The organism is Mycobacterium bohemicum DSM 44277 (genome assembly GCF_001053185.1).
Classification (GTDB): domain Bacteria; phylum Actinomycetota; class Actinomycetes; order Mycobacteriales; family Mycobacteriaceae; genus Mycobacterium; species Mycobacterium bohemicum.
Window position 1 is genome coordinate 533,397 of the sequence record NZ_CSTD01000002.1, and the last position, 15,843, is coordinate 549,239.

The window sequence follows — 15,843 nt, forward strand, 5'->3', positions numbered from 1 at the left end:
GCAAAATGTGGGCACGGCGTGGGCACAGCCGTTGCGTGGTCGATCTGGAGCCGACCTCCTGCGGATCGCATCCGTGGTCAGCCAGCGGCTACGGCGCCGCCGCCGTTGATCCCTCGAAGCCCCGGCCCGTCTCGATCTGGCTCCCAAGTTACCGAGAGATTTCTATTTATTGCACGCCGCTCAATTGATTCGGGCAATAAGCCACCGTCGCGGCGTACATGAAGTTGGTGGCATGCTCAAGCGACATGCCCAGCTTCAAGAGGCGATTGGCGGCCTCTGCTTTCGACTGTTGGCCTTGATTCGCCTTGGTGCAGTAGATATGTGCGCTGTCGATGAGCTCATCGCGGGGTACGGAGGAAAACCAATCATCACGACTGAGAGTGGATAGGAAAACACGGTCCTGGTCGTCGATGTAGCCATTTGGCCTTGTTGAAACCGAAACGCTAACTGGTGATGGCGGGGTAGCTGCTGGTCTCTTAGATTCCACCGGCGTCCGCCCGGTGAAATACTGCGCGCCGGCTATGAACGCAGAAACTGCCACGATGCCCACTGCCACAACGGCTAGCAGTATCTGCAAGCTGCGCGGCAACGGACGCCGAATCTTGAGTGTGGGACTATCGTCACCGACCGACCACGCCAGTTTCGGGGCTTCCGTCGCGGGGATATCCGGAACGACTATTGTCTCGTCGCTGGGTGCACATCCTGCCGCCGTCTCATCCGGGCGGTCATCTTCGATGTCCATGTGGTCAGAGGGTAGCCCTGCGCAATGCACCTCTTTTCGCAGGCTGTGCCACAGGGCGTGTTAACCCGTTGATAGCGTTATTTTGCCTTTGAACGGTTGACGGCCGGGCTTCTTGAGCCTCGTGTGTGAAAAAGTCACGACGGCCGCCCGTGTTGCTTAAGCCCCGGGGCGCCTTAGTAAAAAATCGGGGGGGTGGGGTACCCGCGCGACCGCCTGTCCGTCACTCTTTTCCCTCCCTGAGCTGGTCGATACGCGGCGAGCAGCTTGAGCGGGGGGTGATCCTCCCACTCGGAGTCGCTGCGGCGAAGCTCGCGGTGAGTTCGTTAGGCGGCGACTCGTTTGTAAATGCGTGCGACGGTGTTAGGGAACCATTTCGCGCCGCCCTGGCCGGTCTGGGTGCCGTCATCGTTGAGCCGGTCGGCTATGGCCTGCCAGGTCGCACCATCGTTGCGCTCGGCGACGATGCGGTCTGCGATCGTGGGAGCGACGGAAACAGGGCGGCCCAGGCGTACACCGGCGGCCTTGCGTGCGGCGAGTGCCGCCTTGGTGCGGTCGCTGATGAGGGATCGCTCAAGCTCGGCGACACCGCCCATGATTTGTGTGGTGAACCGGCCCGCTGCGGTGCTGGTGTCCACTGTGCCGTCAACGGCGACGACAGCGCCGCCGGCCCGCTCGGCGCGGTCGATGATGTCGAGCAGCGAGCGCAGATTGCGGGCCAGGCGGTCGGACTTGGCGACCAGCAGAACCGCCGCGCGTCCGGTCTCCACATCTTCGATCGCAGCAGACAGGGCGGCTCGCGCATCGACGGCCTTGGCGCCGCTCACGCCTTCGTCGACATGCCAGGCGGTGACCGCCAGCCCGCGCCGGTCAGCTTCGGCGGTAATGGCCGCGCGCTGCGCGTCGATACCGGCACCGCTGGCGGCCTGTTCTTCGGTGGACACACGCAGGTAGGCGACGGCGGTTCCGGCGGCAGGGGTGGTGTTGCGGCGGCGGGTGCGGCTCGTGGACATACCCTATTTTAACACAAACGACCATTTAGGTTAAAGAGTGTTCTTGGGTGATCCGGCCAACACGTCCAACGCCAGCACCGCACCCTCAATCCTCGCCCGCTCGGCCGCACTGGCCTCCAGATCCCCGGCGTCGACAGCGGCCAGGATCGCCCGCAACTGTGAAACGGTCTCTGCCACCGATGCACGGCTAATCCCGGTCACGTCGATTCCCTTCATGGCGGCTGCTCGGGCGTAGTGAACACTCCTATCCGGCAATGGTGCCCTTTGCCTGATCGTGTTGACGCACGCGCTGCCGGGGTTTGCTCCGCACAGCTCGCAGCGGTGGCGCGAGACGTCGGCTGCCGTCATGTGGCGAGTCCGTCGGCGCGTAGCCGCACCAGCTCGAAATGGCAGTCATTGCAGCGCGGCCTGCCCGGCGAGTAGCGGACTCGGCGGCAATCGACACAGAGCCCGGCGCGGTAGGCGGCGTGAGGGTCGATCACCGGCGAGCAGCGACTACAAATCCCCGCCGTGTCGGTGGTATCGAGCAGGTGTACGCCACACACACGGCAGTCCACAGGAGACCCGTTCACAAGGGCTCGTTCGTATGCCGGGCGGCCTGGCGGCACCAGTGGCAGGCATTGGGTTTGTGCTGGCAGAGGCAACCCACCCGGCGCGGTATCCCCCCTGCCCGCACCATCTCGTCGACAGGTCCGTTATCCGGCCCGTCGAAGGTTTCCCGTGCCCTTGGGGCATGGCCGCGCGGGTGACTCGACGCACCGTTGGCGGGACCCGCCGAAGGTGGCAAGTCTGCCGAAGGTGGCGAAGGTGGCAACGTAGATGGCGTGTCTACCTTCGTGCCATCTTCGCCACCTTCGGGGTCATCTCGGGGCTGTTCGCCACCTTCGTAGGCGATTGCCCACACCCACCCCTCACCCATGCTGGCCTTACGGCTGACGATGCGCGGAGCACGGTGCCGGCGGCGGGCGTCCTTCAGTTCTTGCTCCCCGAATCCGGCCTTGCGGCCTTCTTTGAGGACGTCCACGGCCGGGGCCTCACCGCTATGGCCGATCAGGTATTGGTAGATGAACGTCTTTGCTGGATTGCCGCCCGGTTCGTCGGCTCCTTCTTCGACGCTGGCGGCGACATGCTCGCGGGCCGTCCGGTCTGACTCGCCGATGTAGGACAGCAGCGGCACAGTACCGTCGTGTTCCTCGGCCGCGGGAAAGAACGGCTTGCCGGTGATGGCGAACCGGCTCGCGGCCACCGCGGCCGTGCTGTTGGCCTTCTCGGGGCCGATGAGCAATAGACCTTCGTCGTCCTGTTGGGCGTAGAGGGTCAGTCGTGCTTTCTGTCGCAGTGCGTAGCTTGCGCCGTAGCGGTCGCGGGCATTCGGAGAGGCAACGCGGTTGGTGTGTGTCAGCAGCAGTACGGCGGCGCCGGTCGCGGTGGCAATCTCCTTCCACGGGTGCAGCGCTTGGCGGGCCTGTTGCGGGTCACGTACCGACAGGCCCGGCGATACCGTGTCCAGCCAGGCATCTACCACGATGAGCGCAGGCACCGGGTCCGCTTCGCGGATGAGGAACAGGTCGCGCGGAAAAACCGGCGCACCGCTGCCATCCTGCTCGGTGCAAATCACCCGCACCATGTTCATGTCGACGTCAGCGACCTCAAGGCGCGGTCGCACGGTCTCAGCCCAATCATCCTCGGTGCACACAACGATTACGTCGGACGCGGGCCGGGCGGGAATACCGAACTCGGGCAGCGGTTTGCCAGTGGTGACCGCCGCGGTTATCCAAACCCAGAACAGTGACTTCCCGATACCTTCGTCGCCGATCAACAGACTGACAGCGCAGTATGGCAAGCGGCCTTTAGCCAGCCAGCGCGGTTGCTGGGCGCCTCGAAGCTCCGTTGCCTTCCATAGCCGCGGCATATCCATGACGCCGGCGCCGGCTTCCGGCTCACCCTCGCGTGGTTGCGACTGCACCGCGCCATTGACGGCGGATACCGACTCACTCGGCGGCGCAATTAGTTCCGCTAGATTCCGACCGGCGGCGATGTGGTCCGCTAAGTCCTTACCGCAGGCGGCTTGCATGATCTGCACCGACGCCGCGTTGCCGTGAAGCAACTCGGCGACCTGGCGGCCATGCTTGTCGCCAGGCTCGTCCTTGTCAGCTACGACGGTCACGTGCTTTTTGTGCAGCGGGGTCCAGTCGTAACGGTCAAGCTTCTGCCCGGCACCTTGCGGCGGGCACACTGCAACCGCGCCAACACCTTCGGCCGCCAACACGTCTTTTTCGCCTTCGACGACGTAGACGGTCGTAGTGTGAGAGGTGATGCGCTCGGCGTGAAACAAGCTCGTGCCCTTGGTGTTACCGCCCTGGTGGAATCTCTTTCCTGGTTTGCGATACACCTTGCGGCCGTCGGGGTAGACGTAGGTGTTGCGCTCGGAGTAAGCCGCACGCATGGGACCGTCGTCGAACAGGTCACGTGCACCGAGCTCTAGCGCGCCCAGCACCGCAGCAAGATCGCAACCGGCGTGGCAGTGCAGCACCACGCCCTTGCCGTCTCTGCGGGGCCCGACCGAAAGCGATGCCCGGTTGTCGTCGTGAGCCGGGCATTGGCAGGCCGCCTTATCCCCCTGAAGCTGCACGGTTTTCCCGGCATCCCTAAGTGTGGACGTCAGTAGCTCGAACGCGGTCACGGAGTGTCCTCCCCGCACCAGCGGTCCAGCCACAGCGCGACTCGCTCCTGACCGCGGTAGCGCAATCCCGACCGCAAGCGCGGCGGTATCAACACGCGCCACACAGCCAGCCATGCAGCATCGAGCCAGTTAACAGCCTGCCGTTCCCATGTCATGCCACACCGGCGCCTCGCGGGTCGTCGGTCCGCTTAACGGTGTTCGCGTCGAGGTAGTCGCGCACGTCGCTCCAGCGATAGAGCACCCGACGACCTCGTTTCACGAAACGCGGCCCGGTACCCCGGTAGCGCATCTGTGCAAGTCCGGCCTCGCTGGTGTCCAACACAGGCGCGACCTCGGCAGCTGTCGCGGTGTCAATGTCGGCGGGGATGGCGGTCATCCTGTATCCCTTCTCATGCAATCCATAATGAGAGTGCGTGAGGTCAGAATGACACCGGTGCGATTATGTTGTCAAGCACTACGGATATCGGTTACTCTAGATCACGTGTCATCACAGCCGTTCGCGCCGCTCGCGGTAGTCGTTGGCAGAAACTGCAAGCGCATCCGCTCAGATATCGGCATCACACAAGATGAGCTAGCACGGTACGCGCGCTCTGTCGGGTTGCACTGGAACGCAGCGAAAGCCGGCAATTTCGAGGCGGGCCGCTCGGCGCCCACATTCGCGACTGTGCTCGCGGTGACCATCGCACTCCAGATGGCCACTCAAGACCGAAATGGCGGTCAGGGCGTAACCCTTGCTGACCTGGTGGCCGGTTATGGGTTCGTCGCTCTGACCGACACCCTCGACACCGTTCCAACCGGATGGGTGGCCGATGTCTGCCGCGGCCGAGCTAGCACGTGGCCTCCGGCTGATGACTATTGGCAAAACGTATGGCCCACTCAAGAAATCGAGTCCGGCGTTCTAGAACGCCGTGCTACGCGCACAGCAGCACTGGTCAGACAAGCGGCAACCCAGTTGGCCGAGGTAGGGAAGCTCGATGTGGCTGAGCGCTCGGGTTTGACTGAGCATCGCTTAGCGCAACGGCTCGGAATCAGCCGGGAGAGGCTCGCGGACATCTCATATCGGTTGTGGAATGGCACTTTTAGCGAAGTGCGTGACCACCGAGCCGGCCCCGACGCCAATCAGCAGAAGAAGGGCCGCATCTCCCGCGAGCTGCGCACGGAACTCGAGAAAGCCTTGGCCGATGGCAACGATTAGCAAATACCAAACATCAAGCGGTGCAACATTTTACCGTGTCCGCTACCGCACACCTGATCGCGGTCAGACTGATAAGCGCGGCTTCAAGACCAAACGCGACGCCGAGGCGTTCGCCAATGGCGTTGAGGTAACCAAAATGCGCGGCGAGTACGTCGCGCCGACGCTGGGTCGGATCACGGTGGGTGAGTTGGGTCCGCTGTGGCTCAAACGCCAGCAAGGGCACATGAAGCCGTCCGGTTTCCGCTCGTATGAGAGCGCATGGAGGGTCCACGTCAAGCCGAAGTGGTCCGCTGTTCGTGTCGCCGATGTCAGATTCTCCGATGTGCAAGCGTGGGTAGCTGAGCTGGCCGCCAAACGAGGCCCGGTCATCGTTCACACCGCGTATTCGGTGCTGGCGCGCATCCTTGACGACGCGGCGCGCGATCGCCGCATCGCGGCGAACCCGGCCCGTGGGGTCAAGTTGCCGCCGCGGACGAAACGAAAGAACGTTTACCTGACCGCACAGCAGCTCGGGCGCCTGGCCGATGAAGCGGGCCGCTACTGCTCACTGGTCTTGCTGCTCGGCACGGTCGGTCTGCGCTGGGGTGAGGCCGCCGCTCTGGTGGTGGGTGATATCGACTTCCTGAAGCGCCGCGTGGTGCTGCACCGCAATGCCGTGACTATCAACCGTCGTACAACTGTGGGCACACTCAAATCCGGCAAGAGCCGCACAGTCGCATTGGCCGCGTTCGTGGTCGACGAGCTCGCGAGGACGTGTGAGGGCAAGGAACTTGACGAGCTGATCTGGCCGTCGCGTTCGGGTGGCTACCTCGCGCCCCCGTCTGCTCACGATTCCTGGCTGGCCGGCGCGGTGCGCCGCTGCCAGAAGGCCGACAAGCGGTTTCCTCGGATCACGGCGCACGCGCTGCGGCACACCGCGGCCTCGTTAGCCATCTCGTCGGGGGCCAACGTCAAGGTAGTTCAGCGAATGCTCGGCCACGCCTCGGCCGCGATGACGCTCGATGTCTACGCCGATCTTTTCGATGATGACCTCACCTCAGTTGCCGACAAGTTATCTGAAACTGTGGGCAAAATGTGGGCACGAGGGGCCGATACACCGATCCAGCAAACACGAAAACAGCCATCTAGCTGCGCTGATGCCTCCACAGCGTGAGGAGCCCCCTGTCAGGATTGAACTGACGACCTTTCGCTTACAAGGCGAGTGCTCTACCACTGAGCTAAGGAGGCGGATTAACCGCGTCCAAGCCTAATGGGTCACTCGTCGCTGTCGATGATGCGCCGCGAGCGCACCGGCCGTGAGGTCGGCCGCCGTCCGGTGCGCAGGCCGGGCAGCGGGATGCGCTCGGCGATGTTGCTCAGCGGGTTGACCACCATCGTGAGCGCGATGACGGCGTCCTGCAAAGTCGCGATGGCCGGCTCGAGGGCCTCCATGCCCGGGGTGAGCCGGGCCAGGGTGTCGGCGACGTCGGCGAGCTGCTCCAGCGGCCCGTTCTTGGCCGTCAGCTTGTCGACCAGCCCACCCTCGCTCAGCAACCGGTCGGCCAGCCCGTCCTCGCCCAGCATCCGCTCGATCAAGCCCTCTTCGGCCAGCAACTGATCGGCCAAACCGCCCGGCTGCAGCGCGCGGTGCAGGCCACCGCCCTCCGCGGTGAGCCGATCGAGCAGCCCGCCCTCCGACGTCAGCAGGTCCACCACGCCGCCCGGACGCAGCAACCGGTCGATGGGGCCGTCGGGCGCCACCGCCCGCCCCAGCGGCGCGTCGTCGTCGAGCAGTTTGGCCAGCCGGTTGGCGCGAACGATCGCGTCGTCGATGCCCAGCATGGACGTCATGGCGCTCGTTCCACCGCCATCACCGAGCGTCCGCTTCGCCAGACCGACTGCCGCGCTGGCGACGTTCAGGCTCGCGTCCGCCGCGGCCAGTCCCACCCGAGCGGGCGCGGTCGCCGCGTTGACGATGCTCTGGGCGAGGTTCATTCCCCGAGTCTATGCAGCGGCGCGCCCCTGCACCCCGAATCTCTGAGCAGATGCGATGATTCCTGGCAGACTGTTAGCAGTAGGCTGGCACCAGGCTCACAGAAAATATGCAATGAACGTCAAGCTAATGCACAAGCAAGGACAGATCCGATGACGGCGATGACATCAACCGAGTCGAACCAACCGGAGGCCCGCGTGCTCGTCGTCGACGACGAGGCCAACATCGTTGAACTGTTGTCGGTCAGCCTGAAGTTCCAGGGCTTCGAGGTCGCCACCGCGACCAACGGCGCGCAGGCCCTGGATCGCGCGCGCGAGGCGCGCCCCGACGCCGTCATCCTCGACGTGATGATGCCCGGCATGGACGGCTTCGGCGTACTGCGGCGGCTGCGGGCCGATGGCATCGACGCCCCGGCGTTGTTCCTCACGGCTCGAGACTCGTTGCAGGACAAGATCGCCGGCCTGACCCTGGGCGGCGACGACTACGTGACGAAGCCGTTTAGCCTCGAGGAGGTCGTTGCCCGCCTGCGGGTCATCCTCCGGCGTGCCGGCAAGGGCGGCGCCGACCAGCGCAGCGCCCGCCTGAAGTTCGCCGACATCGAACTCGACGAAGAGACTCACGAGGTATGGAAGGCCGGCGAACCCGTTTCGCTCTCGCCGACGGAGTTCACGCTGCTGCGCTACTTTGTGATCAACGCTGGCACTGTGTTGAGCAAACCGAAGATCCTCGACCACGTCTGGCGATACGACTTCGGAGGTGACGTCAATGTGGTCGAGTCCTATGTCTCCTACCTGCGCCGCAAGATCGACACGGGGGAGAAGCGGCTGCTGCACACGTTGCGCGGGGTCGGCTATGTGCTGCGGGAGCCTCGCTGAGCCCGGCGCGACGTAGCCGGCACTGACGAAGAAGCAGGTTCATGGCCAACAAGGTTCGACGCGGAATACCGCTACGGGTGGGTCTGGTCGCCGCCACCCTGATCTTGGTGGCGTGCGGCCTGGCGGTGTCGGGCCTGGCGGTCACGTCGATCCTGCGGCACAGCCTGGTCAACCGCGTCGACCAGACCCTGCTGGAGGCGTCCCGAGGCTGGGCGCAGGCGCCGCGCCGGCAGTCCCCGCCGCCGTACGAAAGCCCCGACCCCGGCCGGCCACCGTCGAAGTTCTACGTGCGCGGCGTCGGCGCTGACGGCACCCCGTTCACCGCCATCAACGACCGCAACGCCGAGCCGGCGCTCCCACCCAACAGCGACGTCGGCCCCACTCCGACCACGTTGCCATCGGTCAACGGTTCCGACATCCAGTGGCGGGCGGTGTCGGTGCGCGGCCCCAACGGCCTGACGACGGTCGCGATCGACCTCTCCGACGTGCAGCACACCGTCAGCTCCCTGGTCTGGCTGCAGATCGGCATCGGCGTGGCGGTCCTCATGGTGGTGGGGCTCGCTGGATTCGCGGTGGTGCACCGCAGCCTGCGTCCCCTGACGGAGGTCGAGCAGACGGCGGCGGCGATCGCCGCCGGGCAGCTGGACCGCCGCGTCCCGGAACGCGACCCCCGGACCGAGGTCGGCCGGCTCTCCGCCGCGCTCAACGGCATGCTCGCCCAGATTCAGCAGGCGTTGGCGTCCTCGGAGTCGTCGGCGGCGACGGCGCGCGGTTCCGAGGAGCGGATGCGGCGGTTCATCACCGACGCCAGCCACGAGCTGCGCACCCCGCTGACGACCATCCGTGGCTTCGCGGAGCTGTATCGGCAAGGCGCGGCCCGCGACGTGTCGATGCTGCTGTCCCGGATCGAAAACGAAGCCAGCCGGATGGGTCTGCTGGTCGACGACTTGCTGCTGCTGGCCCGGCTGGACGTGCAGCGACCCCTGGAACACCACCGGGTGGACCTGCTCGCGCTGGCCAGCGACGCCGTGCACGACGCGCAGGCGATCGACCCGACGCGCAGCATCACCCTGGAGGTCTTCGACGGCCCCGGGACACCGGAGGTCGTCGGCGACGAACCCCGGATTCGTCAGGTGCTGAGCAACCTCGTCGCGAACGCTTTGCAGCACACCCCGGCGAGCGCCGACGTCGTCGTCCGGGTGGGTACTGAAGGTGCCGACGCCGTGCTCGAGGTGGCGGACATGGGCCCCGGCATGAGCGAACAGGACGCGTCGCGGGTGTTCGAGCGCTTCTACCGCACCGACTCGTCCCGGGCGCGCACGAGCGGCGGCACCGGCCTCGGGCTCTCCATCGTCGACTCCCTGGTCCACGCCCACGGCGGCGTGGTGGACCTGAAAACCGCGCCCGGCCAAGGGTGTTGCTTCCGTGTCACGATGCCGCGCGTCAGCGACGTGCCCTCGCCGGAGCCGGTTCACGCCAACTGATCGAGCGCGGCCTTGATCCGGGCCTGCGCCTGGTCGAGCGATTCCGCTGACGGATTGCGGTCGACGTTGGCGAACCCGAAGTCGCTGAGATTGCGGGCGGGAAACACATGGACGTGCAGGTGGGGCACCTCCAGGCCCGCGATGATCAGCCCGGCGCGCTCGGTTCGGAAGGCCTTGCACACGGCCTTGCCGATCAGCTGGCTGACGCTCATGACGCGAGCGAACGCCGTGCCGTCGACGTCCTGCCACTGATCGATCTCGGCGCGCGGCACCACCAGCGTGTGGCCTTGCGTCATGGGCTCGATCGTCAGGAACGCGACGACGTCGTCGTCCTCGTAGACGAAGCGGCCGGGAAGTTCACGGTTGATGATCTTGGTGAAGATCGACGCCATGGGCCCAGCATAGGGCGCGCCGCCGCGCCGCCTCGAAGCGAAATCGTTAGCGCACCGTTGCGCCGTCGTTCTTCGACCTCCGGAAAATCACTGTGACCCACCTCGGGAGGGGGCGCGCGTGCTGCGAATCGCCGTGGCGTTCTTGGCCGTCTGCGCCATGGCCCTCTTGCCGTCGGTGGTCCCGTGCACCGCGCACGCGGCCTCGGCGTGGGGGCCGTTGGCGGCGCCCAATCCGTTCATGGCGCCGGGGGGCCTGGCGTCGTTGCACAATGACGCCGGATCCTCGGACGCCGGCCCCCTGCCCGGGCCCGGGGCTCATCTGACCGCGGTGTTCGGGTATCCGCTGCTGGCGGCCTGCCCGACGATCATGCAGGGCACCGACGGCCTGGTGCTGGCTCTGTGCACCGCCGACCTCGACCAGACGCCCACCATCTTCTTGCTCGACCCCGGCGGCCTGCTGCCGCGGGTGCTGCCGTTGGCCAGCCTGAAGGTCGTCAAGGGCGGGCTGCTCGGCGGCGTCTACGCCTACCTGGACAACAACAACCAGGTGGTGATGATCGACGGCAACAACCGCCTGCTGCGCATCGCCCACGCCAAAGACAGGGAGGGCCCGCTGGGCTGTTGGAAGCTGTTCGTCACCGAATCCACCGACCTGTCCGGCGTGATCCCCGCCGGAGACAGCTCCGTCGGCCTGGTGCCCGACTATGCGGGCAACGTGTGGTTCGCCAGCGGCAACGGCGTGGTGGGCGCGGTCCGTGCCGGCGGGGTGGTCACCGGCGTGCAGCTGCCGTCGGGTGAACAGGTCGCCAACAGCATCTCGTCGGCGCCCAGCGGACGTGTCGCGGTCGCCACGACGTTCGCCGTCTACGAACTGGGCCTCGACAACGTAGGGAATCCGCAAATCCTCTGGCGCGTAGCCTATGACCGTGGGCCCGCGCGCAAACCGGGGCAACTGAGCTGGGGCACCGGATCGACCCCGGTGTACTTCGGGCCCGTCACGGGGGCCGACTACTTGACCATCGTGGACAACGCCAGCCCCCAGGTGCATGCGTTGGTCTATCGGTCGGGGACCGGCCAATTGGTCTGTCAACAAACAGTTTTCACGCTGGGTGGACCGGGCAGCGAGAACGCGCCCATAGGGGTCGGCAACTCGGTCTTCGTGGCCAGCACCTACGGCTATCCCTATCCGGCGGTACCCGCGGGCGCGCCGCCGGCGGTTCCCCCGACCGCACCGTTCGTCGGCGGAATGACCCGGGTGGACGTCGACAACCCCGGCTGTCACACCGTGTGGGAGAACAAGGTTCGCAGCGCGGCGCTGCCCCACTTGTCCACCGCCGACGGCCTGATCTACACCATCACCCGGATCGGATGCGACCAGACGACGCCGCTCGACGCCTTCGCCTATGCGGTGGTCGACGCCGGCAGCGGGAAACTGCTGTGGCAGCAACCGAAGTCGGCCACCATCCTCAGCGATCCGATCGAGACCCCCACCATGGTGCTCATGCACCACCGGATCATGCAGGGCAACATCACCGGGCTGGGCCGCATCGGTTGATGGGTGCCAGGCCGGGTTGGCGACCGAGTCACATCCGTCACACCCGTCGCCGGAAGGAGGAGGCACTCTTTGTGCCCACCTCATAGCGACAGGTGCCGGTCGCCCTGGCCCGATCCACTCGATTGTCGCTGTGAGGCGGGCACTTCGTGCTATCCCGAACCCACAGTGACGCCTGGGACTTGGCCGTCCGCTGATCACTCACCCCGAGGTGGTCGAGCGGCGCGTGTGGTTGCCCCGTCAGAACTGCTACTCGCCCTGGCCGAACTTCATCATGTCGAGGTTCCAATACCCCCGCATGTTGGTGATCAGCCCGGCGTCGTTGACCTTGTAGGTGAACACCCCACGCACCGAGCTGGTGAGTCCGCCCTCAAACTTGCTGTCCAGCACCAGAATATGAGCGACCTCGTGCGGCGAGCTCGACGGGAAGGTTTCCTCGCAGGTGATGGTCAGCTGATTGGCCGCGATGTTGGTATCGAAGAACGCGCCGACGGCCTCCTTGCCGCGGACCCCACTGCCGTCGGGGTTGGTGACCGACTTGCCGATCGGGTCCTCGATCACGACGTCGTCGGCCATCAGGGCGAGCCATCCGTCCCGGTCGTGCGCCTGCACGCAGCGCCAGGAGGCGTGCGAGGCGGCCAACGCCGGGGATTCGGTGGTCTGGGTCATGGTTGATCTCCTGTCTCTAGATCGCGCACGCGGCGCGTGCGCCCTCCTCGGTGGCTTTACGGATGAGGCCCAGGCCGGTGCAGTCACCGGCCGCGTGTACCTGCGCGCCGGGCATCGCCGCGACCAGCGCGTCGTACAGCGTGGTGTCCGGCTCGACCGTCCCGGCGAGGATGACGCTGTCGACGGCCAGCCGCCGGCTGCTGCCGCCCGACGGTGTAAACACGACGGCTCCGGGCGTGATGCGCTCGGTCAAAGCGCGGACGTGGACGGCGACGCCCAGCCGGTCCAGGCGATCCATGTGCTCGGTCTTGCGCTTGGTGCCCACCTCCGGCGCGATGTCCTTGCCGGATTCGAGTATCGACACCGAGCGGCCACGGGCGGCGAGGAACTCGGCCAGTTCCAGACCGACCAGGTCACCGCCGACGATGGCGACCCTGCGGCCCAGCGGCATCCAGACCCGGCTGGCCATCCGAACCGCGCCGGGGCGCGCGAGCCTTTGCTTCCAGGCGGCCAGCCGGGAGGCGGGGCCGACGTCACCGAGCAGCGCACGCAATCCGGGCCCGGTCCGCACGTGGGGCAGCCCGGCGCCCGGGATGGCGGGAACCGTGACGCGGCCGCCGGTGGCCACGACCACGGCGTCGGGACCGGACCGCACCACCTCATCCACCGAAACCAAACGCCCCACGTGGATTTCCGTCGGGCCGGCCCGGATTTCATCGCGCAGGTAGCGCAGGAACGGCTGGTTCTCCGGATGCAGCGCCGACGCCCAGCGCAGCGCCCCGCCCAGCTCCGCGCCGTGACCCGATGCCCGCGTTCGGCGGCCACGCGCGCGGCCTCCAAACCGGCCGGGCCGCCGCCGATCACCATCACCCGTTTGACGCGGGTGGTGCGGGGCGCCGCCAGTTCGCGCTCCTTACCGGTGCGGGGATTGACCGCGCAGTCGACGGAGAAGCGCTGTTCCATGGCGTCGATGCAGTTTTCGCAGGAGATGCACTTGCGAACCCGATCCGCGCGGCCGGAGAGCAGCTTGCCCGGCAAGTCGGGGTCGGCCAGCAGCGGGCGTCCCATCGCGACGAAATCGGCGCGGCCGTCGGCCAGGATGCGTTCGGCCCGGACCGGGTCATGGATTCGGCCGACCGCGATCACCGGCACGTCGACCACTTGCTTGACCGCTGCGGCGGCGCCGACGTTGACCTCGTCGCCGTCGTCGGCGCCGTTGACCATGCCGGTGACCAGCCGATCGATCACCCCGCCGCTGATGTGGAACGCGTCGACGCCGGCACCGACGAGTTCGGTTGCCACGGCCGCTGTTTCGTAGATCGGTCGACCGCCGGCGACCCGCTCGTAGCCGGAGATGCGCAACGTGATCGGCAGGGCGTCGCCGACCTCCGAACGGATCGCGGCCAGGGCGTCCAGCACGACCCGGATCCGGCCGCGCGCCCTATCGCCCCGGTAGTCGTCGGTGCGCCGATTGCGTTGCGGGGCAAGAAAGGAACCCAGCAACATGTAGCCGTGCGCGGCGTGCAGCTCGATGCCGTCGTACCCGGCCTGCGCGGCGCGGCGCACCGCGGCCTTGAACAGGTCGAGCACCTCGCGCAGCTGCTGCGGGCTGATCTCGGCCGACGGCCGACCGGTGAGATACGACGGGATCACCGACGGCCCCAGCGACGTCACGCCGAAGATCTCCGGCCCCAGCCCGTCGGGCCCGGCGTGCACGAGCTGGGGCTGGATCCTGGCGCCGTGTTCGTGCACCACCTCCACCAGCGCCCGGTGCGCGTCGACCGCGGCGTCGGTGGCCAGGTGCAGGCCGCCGGGGGTCTCGGGATGGCGATGGTCAACCCCGGTGGCGCCCAGCGTGATCAGGCCGACGCCGCCCCTGGCGCGGGCGGCGAAGTAGTCGCGCGTGCGCTCCGACGGCAGCCCGTCGGGGGTGCCGTACATCGTCTCCATCGGAGACATGACCAGCCGGTTGCGCACCGTCATGGCGCCGATCCGCCCCGGCGCCATCAGATGCGGGAAGCCGGTCAAACGACGCGGCGCTTACCGATCGGCGTCCGTGTAGCGGATCACTCCGCGAATGTTCTTGCCGTCCAGCATGTCCTGGTAGCCGTCGTTGATCTGCTCGAGCCGGTACTGGCGGGTGATCATGTCGTCCAGGTTGAGCTTGCCGGCCGTGTACATCGACAACAGCTGCGGGATGTCGTACTGCGGGTTGCCGCCGCCGAAGATGGTGCCCTGCAGGTTCTTCTGCATCAGGGTCAGCATCGCCAGGTTCAGGGTCACGTTGGTGTCCAGCAGGCTGCCGATCGCGGTCAGCACGCAGGTGCCGCCCTTCTGGGTGATGTTCAGGTAGTTGTCGATGTCGGCGCCGTGCAGCTCGCCGACGGTGACCACCACCTTGTGGGCCATCAGGCCGTAGGTCACCTCGGCCATGCCGGCCATGGCGGCGAAGATGTCGGGGTAGACGTGCGTGGCACCGAACTTCAGCGCCTGATCGCGCTTCCACTCCACCGGGTCGATGGCGAAGACGTAGCGGGCGCCGGCGTTGACCGCGCCCTGCAGTGCCGCCATGCCGACCCCGCCGACGCCCACGATGGCGACGTCCTGACCCGGCCGGATGTCGGCGGTCCGCACCGCCGAGCCGTAGCCCGTGGTGACGCCGCAGCCGACCAGGGCGGCCACCTCGAACGGCACCGACGGGTCGATCTTCACCACCGAGCTACGGTGCACCACCATGTAGGGCGAGAACGTCCCGAGCAGCGTCATGGGGTAGACGTTCTGGCCGCGGGCCTGGATGCGGAACGTGCCGTCGGACACCGCGGCGCCGCCGAGGAGCCCGGCACCGAGGTCACACAAGTTGCGCAGGCCGGCCTGACAGGTGGGGCACTGCCCGCACGACGGGATGAAGGACAGCACCACGTGGTCGCCCGGCGCGATGTCCTCGACCCCGGGGCCGACCTCGGTGACGATTCCCGCTCCCTCGTGCCCGCCGAGCACGGGGAAACCGGCCATCGGGATGCCGCCGGTCACCAGGTGATGGTCGGAGTGGCACATGCCCGCCGCTTCCATCTGGATCTTGACCTCGTGCGCTTGCGGGTCCCCGATCTCGATTTCCTCGATGGACCACGGCTGGTTGAACTCCCAGATCAGAGCGCCTTTTGTCTTCACTTTGGACCTGACCCCATTTCGCCTTTGAACTGAGACTGCCTGGCCATGTCGTGCCGGGCAGCGAGGTGACGAGTGCCACAGGGCACCCCTGTCGCGTCAGC

Annotated in this window: 15 protein-coding genes, 1 tRNA gene and 1 pseudogene; 5 read left to right on the plus strand and 12 right to left on the minus strand. The window is 66.7% G+C overall.

Going from position 1 to position 15,843, the window contains the following annotated elements; genetic code table 11:
* Positions 1-166: 166 nt before the first annotated feature.
* The 5 genes from BN971_RS12680 to BN971_RS12700 all read right to left on the minus strand — a co-directional run bounded on the left by BN971_RS12680 (position 167) and on the right by BN971_RS12700 (position 4,811).
* The gene (locus tag BN971_RS12680; protein WP_085182669.1) at positions 167-742 is read right to left on the minus strand and encodes a DUF732 domain-containing protein; all 576 of its coding nucleotides are present in this window, start codon (positions 740-742) and stop codon (positions 167-169) included.
* 323 nt (positions 743-1,065) lie between these two features.
* On the minus strand, positions 1,066-1,752 hold the full coding sequence (locus BN971_RS12685; RefSeq protein ID WP_085182668.1) for a recombinase family protein: 687 nt from the start codon (positions 1,750-1,752) through the stop codon (positions 1,066-1,068).
* Positions 1,753-1,782: 30 nt separating this feature from the next.
* Entirely contained in the window at positions 1,783-1,929 is a 147-nt protein-coding gene (locus BN971_RS12690) for a hypothetical protein (protein ID WP_169718641.1), read from the minus strand.
* 391 nt (positions 1,930-2,320) lie between these two features.
* A complete protein-coding gene (locus BN971_RS12695) occupies positions 2,321-4,435 on the minus strand; it encodes an AAA family ATPase (RefSeq protein ID WP_245837003.1) in 2,115 nt (704 codons plus the stop codon).
* A gap of 151 nt (positions 4,436-4,586) precedes the next feature.
* Positions 4,587-4,811, minus strand: coding sequence for a helix-turn-helix transcriptional regulator (locus BN971_RS12700; RefSeq protein WP_085182665.1), 225 nt, complete (start codon positions 4,809-4,811; stop codon positions 4,587-4,589).
* Positions 4,812-4,916: 105 nt separating this feature from the next.
* Here BN971_RS12700 and BN971_RS24640 point away from each other — a divergent pair, with 105 nt between their 5' ends.
* Positions 4,917-5,630, plus strand: a complete 714-nt coding sequence (locus BN971_RS24640; protein WP_139027100.1) for a helix-turn-helix domain-containing protein — start codon at positions 4,917-4,919, stop codon at positions 5,628-5,630.
* Positions 5,617-6,783: a tyrosine-type recombinase/integrase gene (locus BN971_RS12705; protein ID WP_085182664.1), complete on the plus strand. Its 1,167-nt coding sequence runs from the start codon at positions 5,617-5,619 to the stop codon at positions 6,781-6,783. Before BN971_RS24640 ends, BN971_RS12705 begins: the two co-directional genes overlap by 14 nt.
* Before the next feature lie 2 nt (positions 6,784-6,785).
* Here BN971_RS12705 and BN971_RS12710 read toward each other — a convergent pair.
* Positions 6,786-6,857, minus strand: a tRNA-Thr gene (locus BN971_RS12710).
* A 27-nt stretch (positions 6,858-6,884) separates the two neighbouring features.
* Positions 6,885-7,604, minus strand: coding sequence for a hypothetical protein (locus BN971_RS12715; RefSeq protein ID WP_085182663.1), 720 nt, complete (start codon positions 7,602-7,604; stop codon positions 6,885-6,887).
* Between the two features lie 150 nt (positions 7,605-7,754).
* On the opposite strand from BN971_RS12715, the gene BN971_RS12720 reads away from it, so the two are divergent.
* Positions 7,755-8,477 carry a response regulator transcription factor gene (locus tag BN971_RS12720; protein WP_085182662.1) on the plus strand — a complete coding sequence of 241 codons (723 nt, stop codon included), beginning with the start codon at positions 7,755-7,757 and terminating at the stop codon, positions 8,475-8,477.
* A gap of 41 nt (positions 8,478-8,518) precedes the next feature.
* Positions 8,519-9,961: a sensor histidine kinase gene (locus tag BN971_RS12725; protein ID WP_085182661.1), complete on the plus strand. Its 1,443-nt coding sequence runs from the start codon at positions 8,519-8,521 to the stop codon at positions 9,959-9,961.
* Here the strand turns inward: BN971_RS12725 and BN971_RS12730 are convergent.
* The gene (locus BN971_RS12730; protein ID WP_085182660.1) at positions 9,949-10,353 is read right to left on the minus strand and encodes an HIT family protein; all 405 of its coding nucleotides are present in this window, start codon (positions 10,351-10,353) and stop codon (positions 9,949-9,951) included. The genes BN971_RS12725 and BN971_RS12730 overlap by 13 nt on opposite strands.
* A 157-nt stretch (positions 10,354-10,510) precedes the next feature.
* On the opposite strand from BN971_RS12730, the gene BN971_RS12735 reads away from it, so the two are divergent.
* Positions 10,511-11,908, plus strand: a complete 1,398-nt coding sequence (locus BN971_RS12735; RefSeq protein WP_085182850.1) for a hypothetical protein — start codon at positions 10,511-10,513, stop codon at positions 11,906-11,908.
* Positions 11,909-12,154: 246 nt separating this feature from the next.
* Here the strand turns inward: BN971_RS12735 and BN971_RS12740 are convergent, their stop codons facing one another.
* The 4 genes and pseudogenes from BN971_RS12740 to BN971_RS12750 all read right to left on the minus strand — a co-directional run bounded on the left by BN971_RS12740 (position 12,155) and on the right by BN971_RS12750 (position 15,742).
* Complete coding sequence (locus BN971_RS12740) at positions 12,155-12,574, minus strand: ketosteroid isomerase family protein (protein WP_085182659.1); 420 nt, start codon at positions 12,572-12,574, stop codon at positions 12,155-12,157.
* A 16-nt stretch (positions 12,575-12,590) separates the two neighbouring features.
* On the minus strand, positions 12,591-13,259 hold the full coding sequence (locus BN971_RS25775) for an FAD-dependent oxidoreductase (RefSeq protein WP_346425727.1): 669 nt from the start codon (positions 13,257-13,259) through the stop codon (positions 12,591-12,593).
* A 368-nt stretch (positions 13,260-13,627) separates the two neighbouring features.
* A pseudogene (locus tag BN971_RS25780) lies at positions 13,628-14,581 on the minus strand (NADH:flavin oxidoreductase); the annotation flags it as partial.
* A gap of 33 nt (positions 14,582-14,614) precedes the next feature.
* Positions 14,615-15,742 carry an NDMA-dependent alcohol dehydrogenase gene (locus tag BN971_RS12750; protein ID WP_085182657.1) on the minus strand — a complete coding sequence of 376 codons (1,128 nt, stop codon included), beginning with the start codon at positions 15,740-15,742 and terminating at the stop codon, positions 14,615-14,617.
* Between the last annotated feature and the right edge of the window lie 101 nt (positions 15,743-15,843).